We start from the raw sequence: 21,969 nt of genomic DNA on the forward strand, positions 1-21,969 counted from the left end.
ACCCCCCGATGAAGATCAAGCCGCTGGCCGCCTGCGCGGTCCTCGTCGCCGCGATCGCCGCGTGCGGCTCCGACACCACCACGACCACCCCGGCAGCGGGAGGGGAAGGCGGCAAGGTCGGCATCGACCATCCGCGCGCCGACTCCGACTTCTGGAACTCCTACATCACGTACGTCCCCAAGATGGCGGACGAGCTCGACGTCGAGCTGATGCCTGCCACGAACTCGCAGAACGACGTCGCCAAGCTGGTCAACAACGTGCAGGCGCTGGTCGGCCAGGGCGCCAAGGCGATCGTCATGGCCCCGCAGGACACCGGCGCCATCGCCAGCACCCTGCAGAACCTGGAGAACAAGAACATCCCCGTCGTCACCGTCGACACCCGCCCGGACAAGGGCAAGGTCTACATGGTGGTACGGGCCGACAACCGCGCGTACGGCACCAAGTCCTGCGAGTTCCTCGGTGAGAAGCTCGGCGGCAAGGGCAAGGTCGTGCAGCTCATGGGCGCGCTCAGCTCGATCAACGGGCGCGACAGGGCCGAGGCGTTCGGCGAGTGCATGAAGACCAAGTTCCCCGGCATCACGGTGTTCGACGAGCCCACCGAGTGGGAGGGCAGCAAGGCCGCGTCCATGCTGCAGACCCGGCTGGAGCAGCACCCGGACATCAACGGCGTCTACATGCACGCGGGCGGCGTGCACCTGGCCCCGACGCTCCAGGTGCTCAAGCAGAAGGGGCTGCTGCTGCCGCCGGACGACCCCAAGCACGTGGCCGTGATCTCCAACGACGGCATCCCGCAGGAGTTCGAGGCGATCCGCAAGGGTGAGATCGACGCCACGATCTCGCAGCCGGCCGACCTGTACGCGAAGTACGCCCTGTACTACGCGAAGGCGGCGCTGGAGGGCAAGACGTTCCAGCCGGGCGCGACGGACCACGACAGCACCATCATCGAGCTGCCCAACGGCCTGGAGGACCAGCTCCCGGCGCCGGTCGTCACCAAGGACAACGTCGATGACCCGACCCTCTGGGGCAACCAGGTCAAGTGATGAAATATCACGTTGAAGCTCGAAATGTCGTCAAGCGCTTCGGCCCGACCACCGCGCTCGACGGAGCGGGCATCTCGATCGCGGAGGGCGAGACCCACGCGCTCGTCGGCAGGAACGGCGCCGGCAAGTCCACCCTGGTGTCGATACTCACCGGGCTCCAGCGGCCGGACGAGGGCGAGGTGCGGTACTCGGGAGAGCCCGCGCCCGCCCTCGGCGACCGCGACGCCTGGCGGCAGCGGGTCGCCTGCGTCTACCAGAAGTCCACGATCATCCCCGCGCTGACCGTGGCCGAGAACCTGTTCCTCAACCGCCAGACCGAGGGCCGGCTCATCAACTGGCGGGCGCTGCGGGCCAAGGCGCGCGAGCTGCTCGACACGTACGAGGTCGACGTCGACCCGCAGGCGCTGGCCGGGGACCTCGGCGTCGAGCAGCGCCAGCTCGTGGAGATCGCCCGCGCGCTCTCCTTCGGCGCGCGGTTCATCATCCTGGACGAGCCGACCGCGCGCCTGGACGGCCCGGCCATCGAGCGGCTGTTCACCCGCATGCGGGCGCTGCGCCGGCAGGGCGTGACGATGATGTACATCTCCCACCACCTGGACGAGGTGTACGAGATCTGCCAGAGCGTCACGGTCTTCCGCGACGCCCGGCACATCCTCACCGCGCCCGTCGCCGACCTGCCGCAGGACGAGCTGGTCGACGCCATGACCGGCGAGGCCACGGCGGCCTACCAGGCGCGCGCCCGCGAGCCGCGCGAGTCGGTGGTCCTGGCCGCCTCCGGCCTCTCGCTGACGGGCCGCTACGAGGACGTCGACCTGGCCGTACGGTCCGGCGAGGTCGTCGGGCTGGCCGGGTCGGGCAGCAGCGGCAAGGTGTCGCTCGCCGAGACGCTGGTCGGCCTGCGCAAGGCCGACGCCGGCACCGTCACCGTCAACGGCCGGGCGGTCAAGCCAGGCGACGTGCCGGCCGCGCTCGCCGCCGGGCTCGGGTTCGTCCCCGAGGACCGCCACCACCAGGGGTTCGTGCCGCTGCTGTCGGTGAGCGAGAACGGGACGATGTCGATCGCCCGCAAGCTGGGCCGGTACGGCGTCGTCGCGCCCGCCAGACGCCGCGCGCGGGCCGTACGGATGATCGAGGACCTGGACATCAAGACCGAGGGCCCCGACCAGCCCGTCGGCGACCTGTCCGGCGGGAACGCGCAGAAGGTGGTGTTCGCCAGGGCGCTGGCCGACGACCCGGACGCGCTGGTGGTGATCAACCCGACGGCCGGGGTCGACGTCAAGGCCAAGCAGGCGCTGCTGGGCGCCGTCGAGGACGCGGCCGACCGGGGCGCGGGCGCCGTGCTCGTCTCCGACGAACTGGACGACCTGCGGATCTGCGACCGCGTCCTGGTGATGTTCCACGGACGGGTCGTCAAGGACGTGCCGCGTGGCTGGAGTGACCACGAGCTCGTGGCCGTGATGGAAGGCATCGAAGAGTGACCACACTGACCGCACCCGCGCCCCGGCTCAGGCTGGCCAGGTTCAGGGACCTGACGCTCGTCCCGGTGATCGTGCTCCTGCTGATCGTGGGGGCGTTCCTGGACCCGGTCTTCCTGACCAAGGGCAACCTGACGAACGTGCTCCAGCAGCAGGCGGCGATCTCGCTGCTGGTGCTGGCCGAGGCGCTGATCCTGATCGCCGGCAAGTTCGACCTGTCGCTGGAGTCGACGGTCGGCATGGCGCCGGCCCTGGCCGTGCTGCTGGTCGTGCCGGTGTCGGCGGGAGGGCTCGGGATCGGGCTGCCGCCCGTGCTGGTGATCCCGCTCTGCCTGCTCATCGGGGCCGCGATCGGGGCGTTCAACGGGTTCCTGATCATCAAGTTCCAGCTGTCGGCGTTCATCGTCACGCTCGCCATGCTGATCATCGTGCACGGCCTGCACCTCGGCCCGACCGAGGGCAAGACCCTGTTCGAGCTGCCCGCCTCGATGCTCTACCTGGGCGGCGCCGTCTGGCTCGGCCTGCCGGCCTCGATCTGGATCGCGGGCGTGCTGTTCGCCGCGGGCATCGCCGGGCTCGCCTACCTGCGGGTCGGCCGTTCCCTGTACGCGATCGGCGGCAACGTCGACGCGGCCCGCGCCGCCGGCATCCGGGTGGACCGGGTGCTGTGGGGCGTGTTCATCCTGGGCGGCACGCTCGCCGCGCTGGCCGGCATCCTGGAGACGGGCCGGCTGGGCGCGATCGGCTCCGGCATGGGCGTCAACTGGATCTTCATGGTGTTCGCGGCGGCCGTCATCGGCGGCGTCAGCATGGACGGCGGCAAGGGCACCATCCTGGGCGCGCTCACCGGCGTGCTGGTCATCGGCCTGGTGCAGAACCTGCTCACCCTCAAGGGCGTGTCGGGCTTCTGGCAGCCGGTCGTGTACGGGACGATCATCCTGGTCGCCCTCATGATCAGCAGGATCGCGGGTGGGAAGGCGCAAGACTGATGGAACGGCTCGCGCTGCGTACCCGGCTGAAGCCCGGCTGCGAGGAGGTCTACGACCGCGAGCACGCCGAGATCCCGGCCGAGCTGGAGCAGGCCATGCGCGACCACGGCCTGCACTCCTGGCGGATCTACCGTGACGGGCTCGACCTGTTCCACGTCGTCGAGGTCGACGACTACGCCGCCATGCAGGACGCGCTCCGCGACCACCCGGCCGACCGGGCGTGGCAGGCCCGGATGAACCGGCTGCTCGACGGCGGCTTCGACAAGGGCTCGGGTGGCCTGCGGCTGGTCTGGGAGCTGACGTGATCGCGCTGCCCCGGGTCGGCCTGGGCGCGGCGCCGATCGGCAACCTGTTCTCGGCCGTCACCGACGAGCAGGCCCGCGCCACCGTCGACGCGGCCTGGGAGAGCGGGGTGCGGCTGTTCGACACGGCGCCGCACTACGGGCTCGGCCTGTCGGAGCGTCGCCTGGGCGCGGCGCTGCGCGAGCGGTCCGGGTACGTGCTCTCGACCAAGGTCGGCCGGCTGCTGGTGCCCACGTCCTCCGGCGGCAGGGACACCCAGGGCTTCGACGTGCCGGCCGACGTCGAGCGGGTGTGGGACTTCTCCCGCGACGGCGTGCTCCGCTCGCTGGAGGAGTCCCTGGAACGGCTCGGCCTGCCGTCCGTCGACCTCGTTCTCCTGCACGACCCGGACGACCACGTTGAGCAGGCGCTTGCCGAGGCGTACCCTGCGCTGGCCTCGCTCCGCGCGCAGGGCGTGGTCAAGGCCATCGGGGTCGGCATGAACCAGTGGCGGGCGCCGTTGAGATTCGTCCGGGAAACGGACATCGACGTGGTCATGCTGGCCGGCCGCTACACCCTGCTCGACCAATCGGGCCTGCCGCTCCTGGACGCCTGCGCCGCACGGGGCGTCCGGGTGCTGGCGGCGGGGGTCTTCAACAGCGGCCTCCTCGCGACCCCCGACCCGTCGGGCACCTTCGACTACGCGCCCGCGCCGCCGGAACTGCTGGACCGGGCCCGGCGGATCGCCTCGGTCTGCGCGGCCCACGGGGTGACGCTCCCGCAGGCCGCGATGGCGTTCCCGCTGCGCCACCCGGCCACGGCCGCGGTCGTCCTCGGCGCCCGCTCGCCCGAGGAGGTCGAGGCCAACGCCGCGGCGATGGGGCAGCCCGTCCCCGACGCGCTCTGGTCGGAGCTGCGCGCCGAGGGCCTGCTTCACGACGCGTAGTGCACCACCCACAGCCCCGGCACCGGCTCCGACTCGCCGGTGAGCGTGAACCCGAGTCGCTCGTACAGCGCTCTGGCCGGGGTGTTGCCGCGCCCGGTGGACACCACGACCCGGCGCGCACCGGCCCTGGCCATGACCTCCTTGACCAGGGCCCGCCCGACACCCCGCCGGTGCGCGCCGGGGTCCACCATGAGCCGGTCGAGGTCCACCTCGTCGGCGGTCTCCTCCCAGGCCACGGCCCCGAGCAGGTCACCGTCGTCACCGAAGGCCCCCAGCCAGGTGAGGGGCAGGGCCCGCACCTCCTCCGGCGTCTCGTGCAGGGGCGGGATCCGGTCGTCGCCGATGATCTCCGCCTCGACGTGGTAGGCGGCTCGCTGCAGGTCGATCAGGCCCGGCTGGTCAGCTGATATCTCCGAGATGCGCACGCCGCCAATCTGCCACAACGCGCTCGCCGCCGCCTGTCCGGCGGACGGCTATCCACCGATCGGCTGACCGTCAGGTCCCGTCCACTGGTCGATGCCGGAAAAGCGCTGGTCATAGCAGGCTTGGGAGCCACAGCAGCTCTCCGGAAGGACCGGCATGCCAGCAGTGATCGAGGTACGCAACCTCCACAAGCGCTACGAGGACAAGGTCGCCGTCGACGACGTCTCGTTCACCGTCCAGGAAGGCGAGATCTTCGGCATCCTCGGCCCGAACGGCGCCGGCAAGACGACGACCGTCGAGTGCGTCGAGGGGCTCCGCACGCCGGATCGCGGTGAGATCAGGGTGCTCGGGCTCGACCCGCTCAGGGACCACGCCGAGGTGACCCGGCAACTCGGCGTCCAGTTGCAGGCCGGTCACCTGCCCGAGCGGCTCAAGGTCGCCGAGGCCCTGGAGCTCTACAGCTCCTTCTACCCCGAGCCCGCCGACTGGCGCGCGCTGCTGGACGGCCTCGGCCTGGCGGACAAGGCCAGGACCGGCTATGCCAAGCTGTCCGGCGGCCAGAAGCAACGGCTCTCGATCGCGCTGGCGCTCGTCGGCAACCCCCGGGTGGCGATCCTCGACGAGCTCACCACCGGCCTCGACCCGCAGGCCCGGCGCGACACCTGGGACCTGATCGAGGGCGTGCGCTCGCGCGGGGTGACGATCGTGCTGGTCACCCACTTCATGGAAGAGGCCGAACGGCTCTGCGACCGGCTCGCGCTGATCGACTCCGGCCGTGTCGTCACGGTGGACACCCCGGCCGGCCTGACCGAGCGGGCGCGCATCGGGCAGCGGATCCAGTTCAGGCCGTCCAGGCCGATGGACGACAGCCTGCTGACGAGCCTGCCCGACGTCTCCGCCGTGACCCGCCGGGGCGACCTGGTCGTCGTCGACGGCAACGACAACGCGCTCAACGCCGTCACCGCCGTGCTGGCCCGCAACCAGATCGTCGCCGAACGGCTCCGCGTCGAGCAGGCCAGCCTGGAGGACGCGTTCGTCCGGCTGACCGGCAAGCGCCCCCAGTAACCACCTGAAGAGAGGACCTGATCCCATGTCCGCACTGCACACCGTCGAACGAGGTTCCGCGACGTGGCGGCTCGTCAAGGCCGAGGGCACGCTCTGCGTCCGGGACAAGGTCGGCCCCCTCTGGGGCATCGGCTTCCCGCTGATCCTGCTGATCATCCTCGGCAGCGTCCCCGATCTGCGCCAGCCCGTGGAGACCGGCGGCGACCTGACGTACTTCGACCTCTACGTCCCTGTCCTGATCTTGTTCAACCTGGCCATCCTGGCCACGGCCGCCCTGCCCACCACGCTCGCGGGATACCGGGAGAACGGCGTGCTGCGGCGGATGCGGACCACGCCCGTCGGCCCGGCCCGAGTGCTCGCCGCCCAGCTCGCGGCCAACTTCGCCATCGCGGTCGTGGCCATGGTCCTGTTCGTCGCGGTGGCCGCGCTCGGCTTCGGCGTCGACCTGCCGCGGCACCTTCCCGGCTTCGTCCTCGCCTGGCTGCTCGCGGCGGCCGCGCTGCTCGCGATCGGGCTGCTGATCAGCGCCCTGGCCCCCGGGCGTGGCCCGGCCACGGCGATCGGCACGGTGCTGTTCTTCCCGATGATGTTCTTCGCCGGGCTCTGGGTGCCGATCTCCCAGATGCCGCCGCTGCTGCGGGACATCGCCCACTACACGCCGCTCGGCGCGGGCATGGGGGCCTTCCAGGACGCCTACCTGGGCGACTTCCCGTCGGCCGCGCCACTGCTTACCCTGGCGGCCTACGCGACGGTGTGCGCGTTCGTCGCGGTCCGCTGGTTCCGCTGGGAGTAGGGGCGCGTGGGGAGATGGAGTCCTTGACCGGGAAGACCTCGACACGGCCGCCGTTCGTGCTGGTCAACGTGGTGCCCTACACGGTGCTGGTGCTCCCTCTGGTGATCGTGGCGATCGCGGACGGCTGGGCGGGCGGCTCCCTGGCCGTCGACCTCGCCCTGTGCGGGCTGGCGGCCGCGTGGATGCTCGGCCTGTTCACCCTGCGTCCCGGCTGGTGGGACCGGCCGGCGATCATGGGGGTGTTCGTCGCGGGGCTGCTCGCGATCACCGCGGTCCTGGTGGTCCGCCATCCCGCCTTCGGGCTCTTCACCCCCGCCTCCTACATCTACTCCTTCACGGTCCTGCCCTGGCCGCGGCGGCTGCTGGGCGTGGCCGCCACGGCGGTCCTCGCGGGTACGGCGCAGGCGTCCGGCATTCCCGGGCCGGACGCGCTCGGCCTGGCGCTGCAGGTGATCATCGTCGCCTTCAACATCATCCTGATGGGCGGCTGCGCCTGGGTGCTGCGGCTCGCCGAGAAGGAGGAGGAGCGGCGCGAGCGGACCCTGGAAGAGTTGAGCCGGACGAACCGGCTGCTGGAGGCGTCGCTCGCGGAGAACGCCGGCCTGCACGCCCAGCTGCTCGCCCAGGCCAGGGAGGCGGGCGTGCTCGACGAGCGGCAGCGGATGGCCCGCGAGATCCACGACACGCTCGCGCAGGGACTCACCGGCATCATCGCGCAGCTTCAGGCGGCCGAGCAGATGCACGAGGTCCCGGCGCCGTGGCGGCGGCCCTTCGACGCGGTCAAGAACCTGGCGAGGGAGAGCCTGGCCGAGGCGCGGCGCTCGGTCGACGCGCTCCGGCCCGAACCGTTGCAGGCCGCGCGTCTGAGCGACGCGCTCGCCGACGTCGCCGACCGGTGGTCGAAGCTGCACGGTCTGCCCGTCCAGGTCATGACGACGGGCACGGCGCGGCCGATGACGCCCGAGACCGAGTTCGCGCTGCTGCGCACGGCGCAGGAGGCGCTGGCCAACGTGGCCAAACACGCCGGCGCGAGCAGGGTCGGGGTGACGTTGTCCTATCTGGAGCAGGAGGTGGCACTGGACGTGCGCGACGACGGCAAGGGCTTCGACCTCGCGGCACTCGGGGCCGGCGGGTACGGGCTGACGATCATGCGGCAGCGCGTGGAAGAGCTGTCCGGCAGTCTGCGCGTCGAGGCCGAGCCCGGCGCCGGCGTCGGCATCTCGGCCTGCGTCCCCTGCCCGCTGAACGGGAGCGGCGCATGACCGGCGCCCCGATCCGGCTGCTCATCGCCGACGACCATCCTGTCGTCAGGGACGGGCTGAGCAGCATGTTCGCCTCCGCTCCCGGGTTCGAGGTGCTGGGCGCCGCCGCGGACGGCGCCGACGCGGTCCGGCTGGCCCAGGACCTGCGGCCCGACGTGATCCTCATGGACCTGCGCATGCCCGGCATGGACGGCCTGGCCGCGATCACCGAACTGGCCAGGCTCGGGGTCGCCGCGCGCGTGCTGGTGCTGACCACGTACGACTCCGACACCGACGTCCTGCCGGCCATCGAAGCGGGCGCCACCGGCTACCTCCTCAAGGACTCACCCCGGGAGGAACTGCTGCGTGGCGCGCGGGCCGCGGCCAGGGGCGAGAGCGTGCTGGCCCCCTCGGTGGCGGCCCGGCTGATGAACCGGATGCGGGCCCCCGCGCCGTCCCTGCTCAGCGCCCGCGAGCTGGAGGTCCTCGAACTCGTGGCCGCCGGGAACACCAACCGCGAGGCGGCCGTCCGGCTGTTCATCACGGAGGCCACGGTCAAGTCCCACCTGCTCAACATCTACGCCAAGCTCCAGGTGAAGGACCGGGCCGCCGCCGTCACCGAGGCCTTCAACCGCGGCCTCCTCGTCCCACGCCCCCCAGGGCGGTCATGACATTTCGTGATATGTTCTGCGGCGCCGTGCACCACTGCGAACCGAGGAGGTGAGACCGATCAACGCTGTGACGAGTCGGGCCTCCCTCCTGCGCATGGCCGAGGGAGCGCCCGCGGGCATCCCGAAAGGTTCCCCACGCTATGCGCTTCACCTCTGAGACGTCGTCCGACGGCATCCGCGAACAGCTTTTCACCCTCGATGAGATCCCCGGCGTGCTGTGGACGCCGCACGGCGCCACCGGTGCCCGTCCCCTCGTGCTGATGGGGCACGGCGGCGGCCGGCACAAGAAGGATCCCGGAATCGTGGCCCGGTCGAGCCGGCTCGTGGCCGAGTGCGGCTACGCGGTCGCGGCCGTGGACGTGCCCGGTCACGGAGACCGTCCGAAGGACGAGGAGTTCCACCGGATCGCGACCGCGAACCAGGCCCGCGTGGACGCCGGGGAGGACCCGGCTCCGCTGATCGCCGCCTTCCAGGCCCTCGTGGCACGCCGGACGGTCCTGGAGTGGCGGGCGGTCCTGGACGCGCTCCAGCACCTCGGCCACGTCGGCGCCGGGCCCGTGGGCTACTGGGGCGTGTCACTGGGCTGCGGGCTCGGCGTCCCCTTCGTCGCCGCCGAACCCCGGGTCCGCGCGGCGGTCCTGGGCCTGGGCGGCGCGTCGGCGTCGGCCGAGGCCGCCGCGCGGATCACCGTCCCGGTCGAGTTCCTGGTGCAGTGGGACGACGAGCGGGTGCCCCGGGCCGAGAGCCTGGCCCTCTTCGACGCCCTGGGCTCAGCCGAGAAGACCCTGCACGCCAACCCCGGCGAACACGCTGAGCTCCCGGCCTTCGAACTGGACAGCACGGTGCGCTTCTTCACCCGCCACCTCGGCTGCCCCCGTGAACCTTCCAGGTGAACCGGAGCCGCGGGCCGAATTCGCTTGGCAGCGCGGGACACCCGTTGTTAGGTTGCCGGACATGTCCAGCCCAGAGGCGTCAAGACGGTAGCCACCGGTCGTCCGGTGGCTTGTCCTGTCGCGGTCCCTGAAGGGCCGTCGTCGCCGGATCACCGGTTCCGCTTTCCTGTCGGTCCCTTTCTGGGTGCGGAGCCTCTTCATGCCTTTGTTCGTCCATCTCCTCGGGCTGGCCGTGTTCGCCATGGGCACGTCCGAGTTCATGCTGTCCGGCCTGGTGCCGGGCCTCGCCCGTGAGCTGGGGGTGTCCATCCCCGCTGCCGGGCAGCTCACCTCGGCGTTCGCCGTGGGGATGATCGTCGGGGCGCCGCTGATGGCGGCCCTGAGCCTGCGCTGGCCGCGGCGGCGCGCGCTGCTGGCGTTCCTGGCGGTCTTCATGCTCGTGCACGTCCTCGGCGCGGTCACCACGAGCTTCGAACTCCTGCTGGTGACCCGGGTCGTCGGCGCGCTCGCCAACGCCGGGTTCCTGGCGGTGGCGCTGTCGGCGGCGGCCGGTCTGGTCGCGCCGGACGCCAAGGGGCGGGCCACGGCCGTCCTGCTCGGCGGCGTCACCGCCGCCTGCGTCGTGGGAGTGCCCGCGGGGGCGCTGCTCGGCCAGGCGTGGGGGTGGCGGTCGGCGTTCTGGGCGGTGGCCCTGGTGTCGGCGCCCGCGTTCGCCGCGATCCTCAGGGCGGTGCCCGACTCCCCGGCCGTCCACGCCCGCGGCGGCGGGGCGCGCGTGGAGTTCGGGGCGCTGCGCGACCGGCGGCTGCTGGTGACGCTGCTGCTCGGCGCGCTGGTGAACGGCGCGACCTTCTGCGCCTACACCTATCTCGCGCCGGTCGTCACCGACGTGGCGGGGATGGACCCGGCGTGGGTGCCCGTCGTGCTGGCGCTGTTCGGCGTCGGCTCGTTCGCCGGCGTGACCGCCGCCGCCCGGGTGGCCGACGTACGGCCCGCGCGGCTGCTGGTCCTGGGCGGCGCGGCGCTCCTGGCCGGGTGGGTGGCGTTCGCGCTGGCGGCCGGGAACCCGGTGGCGACGGTCGTGCTCGTCCTCGTCCAGGGGACGCTCGCGTTCGCCGTCGGTTCGACGCTGATCTCCCGGGTGCTCTACACGGCCGTCGACGCGCCCACGCTGGGCGGCGCGTTCGCCACGGCGGCCTTCAACGTCGGCGCGGCGCTCGGCCCCTGGCTGGGCGGCCTCGCCATCGCCGCCGGCCACGGGTTCAGGTCGCCGCTGTGGGTGAGCGCGCTGCTGGTGGCGCCGGCTCTGGCCCTGTTGATCCGGCGTCAGGACGGGATGAACAGCCAGGACGCCGACTCGCCCGGCTCGTAGGGGGAGTCGAGGCGTTTGGCGACGACGCCGGGCAGGCCCTGGCCGCGCGCCGCCTCCAGGACCGGCCGGGCGTCGCCGGGCCACGCGGGGGCCGTCTGCCAGCGGGGCGTGGAGAGATCCAGCGCCTCCAGGGCGGCCCGGCGCACCTCGTACGGCTCGTCCAGCAACACCCGGCCGTCGTCGTACAGCAGGTCGTAGAAGACCAGCACCTCGGCGCCCGAGAGGGTGGTGAGCTCGCCGTCCAGGAGTGCGGTGCGGCTGCCGAACGACGCCGCGAGCGCCCGCAGCCACGGGTGCTCGCGGGCGGCGGTGGTGCGGCCGCCCTCGACGGGCACCAGCAGGCGGCGGCCGCCCCAGGCGAACTCGTACGCGTACGCGGCGGCGTCGCGGGGCAGGCGGGAGCGCCGGGTGGGGAGCATGGGCGCCACGTCCGGCAGGGGAGCGCGGGACGGCGGGTCCATCCGGTGGATCATCCAGTTCTTGCCGTTCGTCTGGAACAGCACGAACCGGCCCTCGGCCCGGGAGCCGTGCAGCACGATCTTGACCTCGCGCTCCGACCATTTCTCGGTCTCGTACGTGCCCTGGTCCCAGATGGTCATGGTGCCGCCGCCGTACTCGCCCCTGGGGATCTCGCCGTGGAAGGTGAGGTACTCCATCGGGTGGTCCTCGGTGTGCACGGCCAGGTGGTTGGTGGCGGGGTCGGACGGCAGGCCCTTGGGGATGGCCCAGGAGGCGAGCACGCCGTCGCGTTCGAGGCGGAGGTCCCAGTGCAGGGAGCGGGCGTGGTGCTCCTGGATGACGAAGGAGGCGCCGCCGCGCGGCTCCGGGGGCTCGTCGGGGACGGGTTCGGGGGTACGGCTGGCGTCGCGTTTGCTCCTGTATTGCTTGAGTTTGTCAGCCACACAGGCGTACTACCCGACTTCGCCCATGTCCGAGCGAACCCGAGCCCGCTTCTGGAAAGATGATCTCCCCCAGCATTCCCCCTCCCTAGGACTGCAGAATCATCATGAGGCGTTGGATCCTCCCCGCGGCCCTCGCGCTGGCCGCCGCCCTGCCCGCCGTGACCGCCGTGCCCGCCGCGGCGCGGACCGCCGCCCCCGACCCCGCGCAGGCCGTCAAGGCGCAGCTCCGGCCCGAGCGCGGCGTCCGCGTCGACGAGGTGTCGCGGGCCGTCACCGCCAAGGCGTCCACCCGCACCCGCTACCACAGCGGCATCCAGCTCGGCCCGACCGGCCCGGTCGCCTCATGGGCGGACGTGGAGGACGCCTCCGACGACCGCAGCAGCGGCGGCCAGGGCAGCAAGCCCGGCCAGCGGGCCGCCGTGGGCACGTCCGTCTACACCACCGGCGAGGCCGTCGCCGAGCTGCTGCCCAAGGACAAGCTCTGGGTCAGGACCGAGCAGGGCGACCGCTACCCGAACCTGGCGCTGGCCGTGGCGAGCAAGCAGACGATCAACGTCTTCGACCCGGCCGTGCTCAGGGCCGCGCTCAAGGGCAAGCGGGCCGGCGCGGTCTCCGGCGGCCACCTCTACCGGGGCACGATCACCTACGCCAAGCTGTACGAGGCCGCCAAGGGCTACTACGGCAAGCTCTTCTCCGGCGCCCCCCGCGGGGCCTACGCCAAGACCACGATCTCCTGGCGGCTCTGGACCGACAGCCGCGGCCTGCCCCTGCGGCTCGCGACCACCGAGCGGGCGGTGTCCGGCGCGTACCGCACGATCGACACCCGCTACTCCGGCTGGGGCGAGCACCTGATCATCACCGCCCCGGCGCGGGCCGAGGTCGTCGAGTGGGAGGACCGCCGCCGCCCCGGCCCCGACGCCCCTGAGAGCGACATCAGCCTGTCGGCGGCCCACTCCGAGCCCTACGCGTCGTGAAGCGCGGAATCCTCGCGGCGGTCACCGTCGCGCTGACCGTCCTCCTCGCCGCTCCCCCCGCCGCCGCCGCCGAGACCGCGGCGCCCGACCCGGTCCGTGCGCTGCGGAAGCAGCTCAAGGCCGAGCGCGGGGTCAAACTGGCGGAGGTGTCCAGATTGGGCTCCGTCCGCTTCCGGATCAAGGGCGGCGTCCAGCTCTCCCCGTCCGGCCCTGTCGCCGTGCACGTCTCCGTGGAAGCCCCGGACGAGGAGGACGCCGGCACCATCGAGATACTCGGCTTCCCGCGAGCCGCCTATCTCGGCGGAGCCGATGTGGCGAAGCACCTTCCCGGCGGCAAGTCCTGGGTGGGCGAGGAAGCGGCCAAGGGGGTCACCGTGAACCCGGTGGCCTTCGCCGGCATGCAGCCGATCAACGTGTTCGATCCGGCCGTGCTGAAGGCGACGTTGCGGGGCGAGCGGGCCAGGCCGGTCTCCGGCGGCCACCTCTATCAGGGCCACGTGACGTACCAGGAGCTGTACGAGGCGTCGAAGTCCTTCTACGCCGAGCGGTTCGGGGATCTGAACCGCGGTGACCGCGCCGACAGAAAGATCTCCTACCGGCTCCGGATCGACCGGAAGGGCCTGATCGAGCGTCTGCAGACCCGGGAGGCAGTGGGCTCGGGCGAGCACAAGGTCGTCACCACCGCCGACACCCGCTTCTCGGACTGGGGCGCCCCCATGGTGATCACGGCCCCGGCCGCGGACGAGGTCCTCCCCTACAAGGACTTCCAGAACCTCCGGGTGCCGGTGCCGGACCCGCTGGAGGGCAGCCGCTCCGGGCTCCGTTAGGCGAGGGCCTTGCGGAGCCAGGATTCGACGCCCGCCACGTGGATGGTGGCCCAGGCCCGGGCCACCTCCGGCTGGCGGGCGGCGATCGCCTCGTAGATGGCGGTGTGCTGCTCTCGGGTCCTGGCCATCGCGCCCTCCTGGGTGAGGCCGCGCCAGATGCGGGCCCGGGTGGTCGGCCCCGACAGGCTCTCGATGAACGAGCAGAGCACGCTGTTGCCCGACCCGGCGGCGATCCGCTGGTGGAACCGCAGGTCGTTGGCGACCAGCTCCTCGATCGTCGGCTCGGCGGGCAGCGACTCCAGGATCGTGCGCAGCTCGGCGATGTCGTCGTCGGTCATCAGCTCGGCGGCCATGGCGGTGGCCGCGGGCTCCAGGATGCGGCGGACCTCGAAGAACTGCAGCACCGTGTCGTCGCGGTGCAGGTCGAGGATGAACGACATGGTGTCGAGCAGCAGCCGCGGCTCCAGGCTCGTCACGTAGGTGCCGTCGCCCTGCCGCACGTCCAGGACGTTGATCAGGGCGAGCGCGCGCACGGCCTCGCGCAGCGAGTTGCGCGAGAGGCCGAGCCGCTCGGCGAGGTCGGCCTCCTTGGGCAGCCTGTCTCCCGGAGCGACCTCGCCTGAGAGGATCATCTGCTTGATCTTGTCGATGGCCGCGTCGGTGACCGCCACGCTTTTCTCCCTAGACATCGGATGTCTAGGATTCTAGGGCCTGGAAACGTACCGGCTCGCCTCCCGGGAGTCGGCGGAGCGCGCCGCGGACCTCCAGGGCGCGCAGGTGGGCGGCGGCCTCGCCGGCCGCCATGCCGCGCAGCATCGGCGGCAGCTCCGACCATGGCCGGTTCCAGGTCATCATGGCGGCGGTCTCCCAGATGGTCAGCGGCTCGGCGCGCTCGGCCAGCAGGGCGAGGAGCCGGTCGAGCTTCTCCTCGTGATGGTGACGGATCTGAGCGGCTCGTGCCGCCACATCTGGAAATGTCCACTCATGCGCGGGCAGGGCTCCGAGGTCCCCCAGCTCGCCGACCCTGTCCAGCGACTCCAGGAAGTCGCCGAGCGGGTTGACGTCGTCCCGGTCGAACGGATAGATCCCGATGTGCGGGGTGATGCCGGGCAGCACGTGGTCACCGGTGAAGAGCCGGTCGGAGTCCTCCAGGTGCAGGCAGACGTGGCCGGGGGTGTGGCCCGGCGTGTGCACCACCCGCAGCTTCCTGCCGGGCAGGTCGACGAGGTCGCCGTCGCGCAGCCGCCGATCGGCCCGCGCGGGCGGCTGCTGCCTGCCGTCGCTCGCCATGCCGTCGGGCAGGTCCTCCACGGGCGCGCCGGCCCGGCGGAGCATGTCGGTCTGGAAGGACCTGCGGAGGTCGGAGTCGACGTCGTTCATCATGTCGACGAGCGCCGCGTCCGCCTCGTGCATGGCGATCCAGGCGCCCGACGTCTCCCTGACCTGCCCGGCCAGCCCGGCGTGGTCCGGGTGGAAGTGGGTGACGACCACCCCGTGTACGTCCGCCACGTCGATCCCGGCCACCGCCAGGCCGTCGCGGAGCGCCGCCCACGCGTCCGGGTGGTTCCATCCGGCGTCCACCAGCACCGGCCCGCGCGGCGACTCGATCGCGTACACCAGCGTGTAGCCGAGCGGGTTGCCCGGGATCGGCACCGGCACGCTCCACACCCCGAACCCGAGATCCAGCGGGCGCTGCTCGGCGTACGGACGACGGGCTGTCTTGGAGCGGGTCATGCCATGCGCTCGAGGATCGTGGCGGTGGCCAGCGCGCCACCCGCGCACATGGTCACCAGCGCCGTCGAGCGGTCCGACCGTTCCAGCTCGTGCAGCGCCGTGGTGATCAGCCGCGCCCCCGTCGCGCCGACCGGGTGGCCGAGCGCGATGGCGCCGCCGTTGACGTTGACCCGGTCGAGGTCCGGCTCGTGCACCTGCGCCCAGGACAGCGCCACCGACGCGAACGCCTCGTTGACCTCGAACAGGTCGATGTCGCCGATGGTCATCCCGGCCGCCGCCAGCACCTTGGCGGTCGCGTCCACCGGCCCGTCGAGGTGGTAGTACGGCTCGGCGCCGACGAGCGTCTGGGCCAGGATGCGCGCCCGGGGCCGCAGCCCGTGGCGCATCGCGGCCTCCCTGCTCATCAGCAGCACGGCGGCGGCCCCGTCGGAGATCTGCGAGGAGGTGCCCGCGGTGTGCAGCCCTTCCTCGCCCAGCACCGGCTTGAGCTTGGCCAGCCCTTCCACCGTGGTCTCGCGCAGCCCCTGGTCCTTGGTGACCGTGCCGACCGGGACGATCTCCCGCTCGAACCGTCCGTCGGACCACGCCTTGGCGGCCCGCTGCTGCGACCGGGCGCCGAACCAGTCGAGCCGCTCACGGGTGAGCCCGCGCCGCCGGGCGATCCGCTCGGCCGCGGTGAACTGGTCGGGCAGGTCGATGTTCCAGTCGTCGGGCCGCGGGTTCGCGGGCAGCACGTTGCTGCCGAGCGGCGCCCGGCTCATCACCTCGACGCCGCAGCCCACGCCGACGTCGATCACCCCGGCTGCGATCATGGCCGCCGCGAGGTGCACCGCCTGCTGCGAGGAGCCGCACTGGGCGTCGACGGTGGTCACACCCGTCCGGTAGGGGAGGCCGGCGTAGAGCCAGGCGTGCCTGCCGACGTGGCCTCCCTGCTCGCCCGCCTGGGTCACGCATCCCGCGAACACCTGGTCGACCAGCGCGGGAGCGACCCCGGACCGCCCGATCAGGCCGTTGAGCGCGGTGGCCAGCACCTGCTGCGGTTTCAGCTCGGCCAGCCAGCCGCCGCGCTTGCCGATCGGCGTGCGGACGGCCTCGACGATGACGGGGGTGCGCACATTCGCCTCCAGAACGTTACTCTGGTCGCGACTGTAACTTGTTCTACTTTGATCCGGAAGCCCCGGCGGGCAACGAGGCGGGCAGCCCGAAGCGGGGCAGGATGCCGGGCTCGAAGAACATCCCCACGTGGCTGACCTGCGGCCCGTCGAAGGTGAGCACCTGCAGCGCGAACTCCTGGTAGGTGTCGCCGTCGCGCAGGTAGAGGCCGAACGCCGGCTGGCCGTTGGCCCGCGCCGGCAGCAGCCGCAGATCACCGGGTCGCTCGGCCGGGCACTGGGCGGAGACGAGCCGGCCGATGTCTTCCGCGCCCTGGTACCACCCGTCGTAAGGGGGCATCTCGAAGATCGCCTCCTTGGTGAACAGCTCGACGATCGCCCCGATGTCGTAGGACTCGAACGCCTCCACGTAGCGGTCGAGCCGCTCCCGCTGCTCCTCAGTGAGCGGCTCGGGCCGGTCGTCGAGGCTCGGCGAGACCTGCTCCAGCTGGGCGCGGGCGCGCTGCAGGATGCTGTTGACGGCCGTGGTCGTGGTGTCGAGCGCCTCGGCCACCTCGGCGGCCCGCCACTTGAGCACGTCACGCAGGACCAGCACCGCCCGCTGGCGCGGCGGCAGGTGTTGCAGGGCCGCGACGAGCGCCAGGCGGATGCTCTCGCGAGCGGTGACGATGGCGGCCGGGTCGTCGCCGCCGGCGCCCACCATGCCGTCGGGAACCGGCTCCAGCCACGGCACCTCCCGCCGCTCCACCAGCGGCGCGGCCGGCTCGGACGCGGGCGCGCCCAGCCCGGTCGGCAGCGGCCTGCGCCCCCGGTTGTCGAGCGCGGTCAGGCACTGCGTGGTGGCGATGCGGTAGAGCCACGTGCGCAGGGACGAGCGCCCCTCGAACCCGTCATAGTGGCGCCAGGCCCGCAGGAACGTCTCCTGCACCAGGTCTTCGGCGTCGTGCACCGAGCCCATCATGCGATAGCAGTGGGCGAGCAACTCCCGGCGCATGGGATCGGCCTGCCGGAGAAACTCCTCATTGGATGGCCTCTCGGTCATACCCCCTGTATAGACGACGCGACCGACAGATCGCCGGTCAGTGCGGTACCGTGAGGACGATCTTGCCGCTGGTCCGGCCGGTCTCGCCGAGTTCGTGGGCCTTGGCCGCCTCCGCGAGCGGCAGCACCGCGGCGATCTCCGGACGGAGCCTGCCCGCCTCCACGAGCGCCGCCAGCGCGCGCAGCGCGGCGTGGTCCGGTTCCACCAGCATGGCGGCCGATCTGACGCCCAGTGCGGCCGCCTCCTCGGGCAGGCCCGCATCCATCACCGACAGGGGGAGCGTGACGAGCGTGCCGCCCCGCCGCAGGGTGCGCAGCGAGCGCCGGCCGTAGTCGCCGCCGATGCCGTCCAGCACCACGTCCACGTCGCGGACGGTCTCGGCGAAGTCGGCCGCGCGGTAGTCGACGAGCTCGTCCGCGCCGAGCCCGCGCAGGAACGCGTGCTTGGCCGCGCTCGCGGTGCCGATGACGTACGCGCCGCGCGCCTTGGTGATCTGCACCGCGAGGTGGCCCACCCCGCCGGCCGCCGCGTGGATCAGGACGCGCTGACCGCCCTTGAGCCCGGCCACGTCCACCAGCGCCTGCCACGCGGTCAGCGCGGCGAGCGGGAGGGCGGCGGCGCGCACGTGGTCGACGACCCGCGGCTTGCGGGCGAAGTGGCGGGACGGCGCGGTCACGTACTGGGCGTACGCGCCGTGGCCGAACGGGTAACGCAGCATGCCGAAGACCTCGTCGCCCGGCTCGTACAGAGCCTGCCCGATGCCGGAGCCCTCCACCACGCCGGAGACGTCGTAGCCGAGCGTGAACGGCGGCGCGCCCACCAGCCCGCCGGTGGCGCGGGTCTTCCAGTCGGTCGGGTTGACCCCGGCGGCCTCCACCCGCACCAGCACCTCGGTCGGGCCGGGCACCGGCTTGTCGACTTCCGCCATGGTCAGCACCTCGGGCCCGCCGAGCGAGTCCTGCGTGATCGCGAGCATCTTCATGCCGACCAGCTTGCCCAGCCGCCCGGGTGCGGGCGAGCGGCCGGATGGCCAACCTCCGCAAAGATCCGGCCAACCCCGGACCGGCGGGCGGCGGGGGTCAGATGTCGGCGAGGAGGCGGCCGGCGGCGATCTCGATGCGGCGCTGGATCTGGTCGTGGGTGCGGCGGCCGCGGAGGATCTCCAGGAGCTCCTGGACCCAGACGCTCGCCAGCGAGCCCGCCAGCGCGAGCTGCTCCTCGGTGGCCTGCTCGGGGGTGAGACCGCCGGTGGAGACGCGGAGCAGGAGGCCGGCCATGCGGTCGCCGAGGGGGATCTCGACGTCGTCGGCGAGGATGAGCGAGCGGATCAGCGCGTCGGCCAGCTCGGGCTCGCGCATGAGCCCCCGGGTGGCCCGCATCAGCACGTCGACCGCGCGCCCCGCGGGGGTGTCCGCGCTCGGCGGGCGCCGCTCGATGCTGCTCTCCAGCAGGTCGATCTCCTCGCCGACCACCGCCACGACGAGGTCCATCTTGGACGGGAAGTAGCGGTAGAGGGTGCCGAGCGCCACACCGGCCCGCTCGGCGACGGTGCGCATCTGCATGGCTTCGACCCCGCCCCGGGAGGCGAGGGCCGCGGCGGCCTGGACGATGCGCTTGCGGCGCTGGTGCTGGCTGCGCGAACGGGCGCCCTGCCCGCCCGACGAGGGGCCGCCGGACGGGAGCCCGTCGGGCGTGAAGTCGTGCTCCATGGTCCCCTCAGGGTGGGTGGGGGGTGTGGCGATGGCTCCCTGAAGGGCCGCCTGCGGGGTACGCATAAGAACACGTTATCTGATTAACCGACGCCCCGGCTTGTTACTCGCGAGTCACAAAGAAGGCCTATCAGTGCATGTCCTCGCCGTTTCGTGGCTATTTCGAGGATTATTCGGATTAACTCGCACTAGACAGATATTGGAATCTGTTCTAGTTTGCGATTCGGTTGACCGAGCGCTTGGTGGAGGCGCGGATGGACTTCGGCCTTGACGAGACCCAGGAAGCCCTGCGCGACCTGACCGCCGGCCTGCTGGCCAAGGAGGCGAGCCAGGAGCGGCTGGAGGCGCACGAACGCGGCGGCGCACCGTACGACCAGGGGTTGTGGCAGGCGCTGCGCGAGGCCGGCCTGACCGCGATCTGCGTGCCGGAGCACGCGGGCGGCGCGGGGCTGGGGCCGGTCGAGATGGCGGTGGTGCTGCGCGAGGCGGGCATGCGGGCGGCGCCGGGTCCGCTGGCGGCCACGCTGGTGAGCACGCTGGCCGCGAGCCGGTACGGCGCACCGGAACACCACGAGCGGCTGAACGGCGCCGCCGTGTCCACAGTCGCCATCAGGGAGCCGGGCAGGTCGCTCGCCGACCCGCCCGCCACGACCGCCGGGCGGGCGTCCGATGTCTGGCGGCTGACAGGGCGCAAGTGCGGCGTCGCCTACCCCGGCGGCGAGCTGCTGGTCACCGCCGACGAAGGGCTGTTCCTGGTCCGCGCGCCGGGGATCGCCGAGCACGCCGCGCCAGGGGTCACGACGACGGCGGAGTTCGCCTCGACCGGGGAGGTCATGGCCTCGGTCGCGTTCGAGGACGCCCCCGCCGAACGGGTGGCCGGACCCGAGGCGGTCACCGCGGTGCGCCACCTCTACACCGCGGCCGTGACCGCGCAGGCGTCCGGAGTGCTCGCCGGGGCGCTGCGGCTGACCACCGAGCACCTGAAGACCCGCAGGCAGTTCGGCCGGGCGCTGGCCGAGTTCCAGGCCGTGACCACACAGGTCGCCGACGTCTACATCGCGGCGCGGGCGCTCGACGTCGCCATGTGGTCCGGGACCTGGCGGCTGGCCGCGGGCCTGCCCGCCGAGGAGGACCTGGCGCTGGCCGGCTATCACGCGAGCGAGGCGGCCCGTGCGCTCTACACCTGCCAGCACCTGCACGGCGGACTCGGGCTGGACGTGACGTACCCGCTGCACCGCTACTTCGCGCACGCCAAGCACCTGGCGCACCTGCTCGGCGGCGCCGACGCGCAGCTCGACCTGATCGGAGCGCTCGCCTGATGCACATCGACCTGACCCCCGACCAGCGCCGGCTCCAGGACGAACTGCGCGCGTACTTCACCGCCTGCCTGACCCCCGAGGAGCGCGCGAAGATCGCCGAGGACCCGTTCGGCGAGGCGTACATGGCGCACTGCCGCCGGCTCGGCCGCGACGGCAGACTCGGCCTCGGCTGGCCCGAAGAGTTCGGCGGCGCCGGTCTCGGCCCCATCGAGCAGCAGATCTTCGCCAACGAGATCGCCCGCGCCGGCGTCCCATACCCGCTCATCTCCGTCCAGACCGTCGCGCCGACGATCATGCAGTACGGGACGCGCGAGCAGAAGGAGCGGTTCCTGCCGAGCATCCTGGCGGGGGAGTGCCACTTCGCGATCGGCTACACCGAGCCCGAGGCGGGCACCGACCTCGCCTCGCTGCGCACCACGGCGGTGCTCGACGGCGACCACTACGTGGTGAACGGCCAGAAGATCTTCACCAGCGGCGCCCACTACGCCCAGTACATCTGGCTCGCCGCCCGCACCGACCCGGAGGCGAAGAAGCACCGGGGCATCACCATGATGATCGTCTCGACGGACGACCCCGGCTTCTCCTGGACGCCGATCACCACCATGGACGGCCGCCACCACACGAACGCCACCTACTACGCCGACGTCCGCGTCCCGGCCGACATGGTGGTCGGCGAGGTGGGCAAGGGCTGGGACCTGATCGTCAACCAGCTCAACCACGAGCGCGTCACACTCGGCCCCGCCGGCAACCTGGGCCAGCTCTACGACCGCCTGCTCGCCTGGGCCCGCCGGACGGGCGTGGCCGACCAGCCGGACGTCCGCCGCGCGCTGGGCCGCGTCCGGGCCTTCTTCCGTACGAACGAGCTGCTGAACTGGCAGGTCGCGGCGAACATGGACCTCGGCTGGCTGGGCGCGCCCGACGCCTCCGCCACCAAGGTCTACGCCTCGGAGCGGATGCAGGAGGCGGGCCGGCTGATCGGCGAGATCCTGGCCCGCCACGGCGACCCGGCCGACCCGGAGACGGCCGAGCTGATCGAGGTGACCGACCGGGGCGTCAAGGGCGGCCTGGTGCTCACCTTCGGCGGCGGCGTCAACGAGGTGCAGCGCGAGCTGATCACCATGCTCGGCCTGAGCCTGCCCAGACCGCCGCGCTGACCGAAG

General features: G+C 72.3%; 23 protein-coding genes. 15 read left to right on the plus strand and 8 right to left on the minus strand.

The window, feature by feature from the left end:
* The first annotated feature begins 8 nt into the window (after positions 1–8).
* Genes ACGFI7_RS18775 through ACGFI7_RS18795 form a run of 5 tightly spaced genes read left to right on the plus strand, consistent with a single transcriptional unit; the run spans position 9 to position 4,732 of the window.
* Positions 9–1,040: a sugar ABC transporter substrate-binding protein gene (locus tag ACGFI7_RS18775; RefSeq protein WP_393405880.1), complete on the plus strand. Its 1,032-nt coding sequence runs from the start codon at positions 9–11 to the stop codon at positions 1,038–1,040.
* Positions 1,040–2,518 carry a sugar ABC transporter ATP-binding protein gene (locus ACGFI7_RS18780; protein WP_393405882.1) on the plus strand — a complete coding sequence of 493 codons (1,479 nt, stop codon included), beginning with the start codon at positions 1,040–1,042 and terminating at the stop codon, positions 2,516–2,518. The genes ACGFI7_RS18775 and ACGFI7_RS18780 overlap by 1 nt, the downstream gene beginning before the upstream one ends.
* Positions 2,515–3,504, plus strand: coding sequence for an ABC transporter permease (locus ACGFI7_RS18785; protein WP_393405884.1), 990 nt, complete (start codon positions 2,515–2,517; stop codon positions 3,502–3,504). Before ACGFI7_RS18780 ends, ACGFI7_RS18785 begins: the two co-directional genes overlap by 4 nt.
* Positions 3,504–3,809 carry an L-rhamnose mutarotase gene (locus tag ACGFI7_RS18790; RefSeq protein WP_393405886.1) on the plus strand — a complete coding sequence of 102 codons (306 nt, stop codon included), beginning with the start codon at positions 3,504–3,506 and terminating at the stop codon, positions 3,807–3,809. Before ACGFI7_RS18785 ends, ACGFI7_RS18790 begins: the two co-directional genes overlap by 1 nt.
* Complete coding sequence (locus ACGFI7_RS18795; protein WP_393405888.1) at positions 3,806–4,732, plus strand: aldo/keto reductase; 927 nt, start codon at positions 3,806–3,808, stop codon at positions 4,730–4,732. Before ACGFI7_RS18790 ends, ACGFI7_RS18795 begins: the two co-directional genes overlap by 4 nt.
* Here ACGFI7_RS18795 and ACGFI7_RS18800 read toward each other — a convergent pair.
* Positions 4,720–5,157 (minus strand): GNAT family N-acetyltransferase, encoded by a 438-nt coding sequence (locus ACGFI7_RS18800; protein WP_393405890.1) that lies wholly within the window; start codon positions 5,155–5,157, stop codon positions 4,720–4,722. The genes ACGFI7_RS18795 and ACGFI7_RS18800 overlap by 13 nt on opposite strands.
* A gap of 154 nt (positions 5,158–5,311) precedes the next feature.
* Here ACGFI7_RS18800 and ACGFI7_RS18805 point away from each other — a divergent pair, with 154 nt between their 5' ends.
* From ACGFI7_RS18805 to ACGFI7_RS18830, 6 genes are all read left to right on the plus strand, one after another.
* Complete coding sequence (locus ACGFI7_RS18805) at positions 5,312–6,220, plus strand: ABC transporter ATP-binding protein (protein ID WP_393405892.1); 909 nt, start codon at positions 5,312–5,314, stop codon at positions 6,218–6,220.
* A gap of 25 nt (positions 6,221–6,245) precedes the next feature.
* On the plus strand, positions 6,246–7,013 hold the full coding sequence (locus ACGFI7_RS18810; RefSeq protein WP_393405894.1) for an ABC transporter permease: 768 nt from the start codon (positions 6,246–6,248) through the stop codon (positions 7,011–7,013).
* A gap of 23 nt (positions 7,014–7,036) precedes the next feature.
* Positions 7,037–8,275 (plus strand): sensor histidine kinase, encoded by a 1,239-nt coding sequence (locus ACGFI7_RS18815; RefSeq protein ID WP_393405896.1) that lies wholly within the window; start codon positions 7,037–7,039, stop codon positions 8,273–8,275.
* Positions 8,272–8,925: a response regulator gene (locus tag ACGFI7_RS18820; RefSeq protein ID WP_393405898.1), complete on the plus strand. Its 654-nt coding sequence runs from the start codon at positions 8,272–8,274 to the stop codon at positions 8,923–8,925. Before ACGFI7_RS18815 ends, ACGFI7_RS18820 begins: the two co-directional genes overlap by 4 nt.
* A gap of 140 nt (positions 8,926–9,065) precedes the next feature.
* Positions 9,066–9,818 carry a dienelactone hydrolase family protein gene (locus ACGFI7_RS18825; RefSeq protein WP_393405900.1) on the plus strand — a complete coding sequence of 251 codons (753 nt, stop codon included), beginning with the start codon at positions 9,066–9,068 and terminating at the stop codon, positions 9,816–9,818.
* Between the two features lie 199 nt (positions 9,819–10,017).
* On the plus strand, positions 10,018–11,190 hold the full coding sequence (locus tag ACGFI7_RS18830; protein ID WP_393405902.1) for a Cmx/CmrA family chloramphenicol efflux MFS transporter: 1,173 nt from the start codon (positions 10,018–10,020) through the stop codon (positions 11,188–11,190).
* On the opposite strand, the gene ACGFI7_RS18835 is transcribed toward ACGFI7_RS18830, so the two are convergent.
* A complete protein-coding gene (locus ACGFI7_RS18835; protein ID WP_393405904.1) occupies positions 11,145–12,092 on the minus strand; it encodes a DNA polymerase ligase N-terminal domain-containing protein in 948 nt (315 codons plus the stop codon). The two genes, ACGFI7_RS18830 and ACGFI7_RS18835, sit on opposite strands and share 46 nt — an antisense overlap.
* 104 nt (positions 12,093–12,196) lie before the next feature.
* Between ACGFI7_RS18835 and ACGFI7_RS18840 the strand changes: the two genes are divergently transcribed.
* Together ACGFI7_RS18840 and ACGFI7_RS18845 are read left to right on the plus strand one after the other, a co-directional pair.
* Positions 12,197–13,066 carry a hypothetical protein gene (locus tag ACGFI7_RS18840; protein WP_393405906.1) on the plus strand — a complete coding sequence of 290 codons (870 nt, stop codon included), beginning with the start codon at positions 12,197–12,199 and terminating at the stop codon, positions 13,064–13,066.
* Positions 13,063–13,893: a hypothetical protein gene (locus ACGFI7_RS18845; RefSeq protein ID WP_393405907.1), complete on the plus strand. Its 831-nt coding sequence runs from the start codon at positions 13,063–13,065 to the stop codon at positions 13,891–13,893. Before ACGFI7_RS18840 ends, ACGFI7_RS18845 begins: the two co-directional genes overlap by 4 nt.
* Here ACGFI7_RS18845 and ACGFI7_RS18850 read toward each other — a convergent pair.
* The 6 genes from ACGFI7_RS18850 to ACGFI7_RS18875 form a co-directional block, all read right to left on the minus strand.
* Complete coding sequence (locus ACGFI7_RS18850; RefSeq protein ID WP_393405909.1) at positions 13,890–14,564, minus strand: FadR/GntR family transcriptional regulator; 675 nt, start codon at positions 14,562–14,564, stop codon at positions 13,890–13,892. The genes ACGFI7_RS18845 and ACGFI7_RS18850 overlap by 4 nt on opposite strands.
* Positions 14,565–14,589: 25 nt before the next feature.
* Positions 14,590–15,627: an MBL fold metallo-hydrolase gene (locus tag ACGFI7_RS18855; RefSeq protein WP_393405911.1), complete on the minus strand. Its 1,038-nt coding sequence runs from the start codon at positions 15,625–15,627 to the stop codon at positions 14,590–14,592.
* Positions 15,624–16,742, minus strand: coding sequence for a steroid 3-ketoacyl-CoA thiolase (locus ACGFI7_RS18860; RefSeq protein WP_393405913.1), 1,119 nt, complete (start codon positions 16,740–16,742; stop codon positions 15,624–15,626). Before ACGFI7_RS18860 ends, ACGFI7_RS18855 begins: the two co-directional genes overlap by 4 nt.
* Positions 16,743–16,785: 43 nt before the next feature.
* Positions 16,786–17,781, minus strand: coding sequence for a sigma-70 family RNA polymerase sigma factor (locus ACGFI7_RS18865; protein WP_393405915.1), 996 nt, complete (start codon positions 17,779–17,781; stop codon positions 16,786–16,788).
* 37 nt (positions 17,782–17,818) lie between these two features.
* The gene (locus ACGFI7_RS18870) at positions 17,819–18,757 is read right to left on the minus strand and encodes an NADP-dependent oxidoreductase (RefSeq protein ID WP_393407119.1); all 939 of its coding nucleotides are present in this window, start codon (positions 18,755–18,757) and stop codon (positions 17,819–17,821) included.
* A gap of 103 nt (positions 18,758–18,860) precedes the next feature.
* Positions 18,861–19,490, minus strand: a complete 630-nt coding sequence (locus tag ACGFI7_RS18875) for a TetR family transcriptional regulator (RefSeq protein ID WP_393407122.1) — start codon at positions 19,488–19,490, stop codon at positions 18,861–18,863.
* A gap of 254 nt (positions 19,491–19,744) precedes the next feature.
* Between ACGFI7_RS18875 and ACGFI7_RS18880 the strand changes: the two genes are divergently transcribed.
* Positions 19,745–20,809 carry an acyl-CoA dehydrogenase family protein gene (locus tag ACGFI7_RS18880; RefSeq protein ID WP_393405917.1) on the plus strand — a complete coding sequence of 355 codons (1,065 nt, stop codon included), beginning with the start codon at positions 19,745–19,747 and terminating at the stop codon, positions 20,807–20,809.
* Positions 20,809–21,963, plus strand: a complete 1,155-nt coding sequence (locus tag ACGFI7_RS18885; protein ID WP_393405919.1) for an acyl-CoA dehydrogenase family protein — start codon at positions 20,809–20,811, stop codon at positions 21,961–21,963. The genes ACGFI7_RS18880 and ACGFI7_RS18885 overlap by 1 nt, the downstream gene beginning before the upstream one ends.
* The last annotated feature ends 6 nt before the right edge of the window (positions 21,964–21,969 follow it).

It is taken from the genome of Nonomuraea sp. NPDC048826 (assembly GCF_043198225.1).
GTDB lineage: Bacteria > Actinomycetota > Actinomycetes > Streptosporangiales > Streptosporangiaceae > Nonomuraea.

Coding starts and splice junctions, on each gene's coding strand:
- ACGFI7_RS18810 (WP_393405894.1), top strand. CDS start 6,246: ATGTCCGCACTGCACACCGTCGAACGAGGTTCCGCGACGTGGCGGCTC.
- ACGFI7_RS18790 (WP_393405886.1), top strand. CDS start 3,504: ATGGAACGGCTCGCGCTGCGTACCCGGCTGAAGCCCGGCTGCGAGGAG.
- ACGFI7_RS18830 (WP_393405902.1), top strand. CDS start 10,018: ATGCCTTTGTTCGTCCATCTCCTCGGGCTGGCCGTGTTCGCCATGGGC.
- ACGFI7_RS18825 (WP_393405900.1), top strand. CDS start 9,066: ATGCGCTTCACCTCTGAGACGTCGTCCGACGGCATCCGCGAACAGCTT.
- ACGFI7_RS18820 (WP_393405898.1), top strand. CDS start 8,272: ATGACCGGCGCCCCGATCCGGCTGCTCATCGCCGACGACCATCCTGTC.
- ACGFI7_RS18885 (WP_393405919.1), top strand. CDS start 20,809: ATGCACATCGACCTGACCCCCGACCAGCGCCGGCTCCAGGACGAACTG.
- ACGFI7_RS18780 (WP_393405882.1), top strand. CDS start 1,040: ATGAAATATCACGTTGAAGCTCGAAATGTCGTCAAGCGCTTCGGCCCG.
- ACGFI7_RS18880 (WP_393405917.1), top strand. CDS start 19,745: ATGGACTTCGGCCTTGACGAGACCCAGGAAGCCCTGCGCGACCTGACC.
- ACGFI7_RS18870 (WP_393407119.1), bottom strand. CDS start 18,757: ATGCTCGCGATCACGCAGGACTCGCTCGGCGGGCCCGAGGTGCTGACC.
- ACGFI7_RS18775 (WP_393405880.1), top strand. CDS start 9: ATGAAGATCAAGCCGCTGGCCGCCTGCGCGGTCCTCGTCGCCGCGATC.
- ACGFI7_RS18875 (WP_393407122.1), bottom strand. CDS start 19,490: ATGGAGCACGACTTCACGCCCGACGGGCTCCCGTCCGGCGGCCCCTCG.
- ACGFI7_RS18805 (WP_393405892.1), top strand. CDS start 5,312: ATGCCAGCAGTGATCGAGGTACGCAACCTCCACAAGCGCTACGAGGAC.
- ACGFI7_RS18855 (WP_393405911.1), bottom strand. CDS start 15,627: ATGACCCGCTCCAAGACAGCCCGTCGTCCGTACGCCGAGCAGCGCCCG.
- ACGFI7_RS18840 (WP_393405906.1), top strand. CDS start 12,197: ATGAGGCGTTGGATCCTCCCCGCGGCCCTCGCGCTGGCCGCCGCCCTG.
- ACGFI7_RS18865 (WP_393405915.1), bottom strand. CDS start 17,781: ATGACCGAGAGGCCATCCAATGAGGAGTTTCTCCGGCAGGCCGATCCC.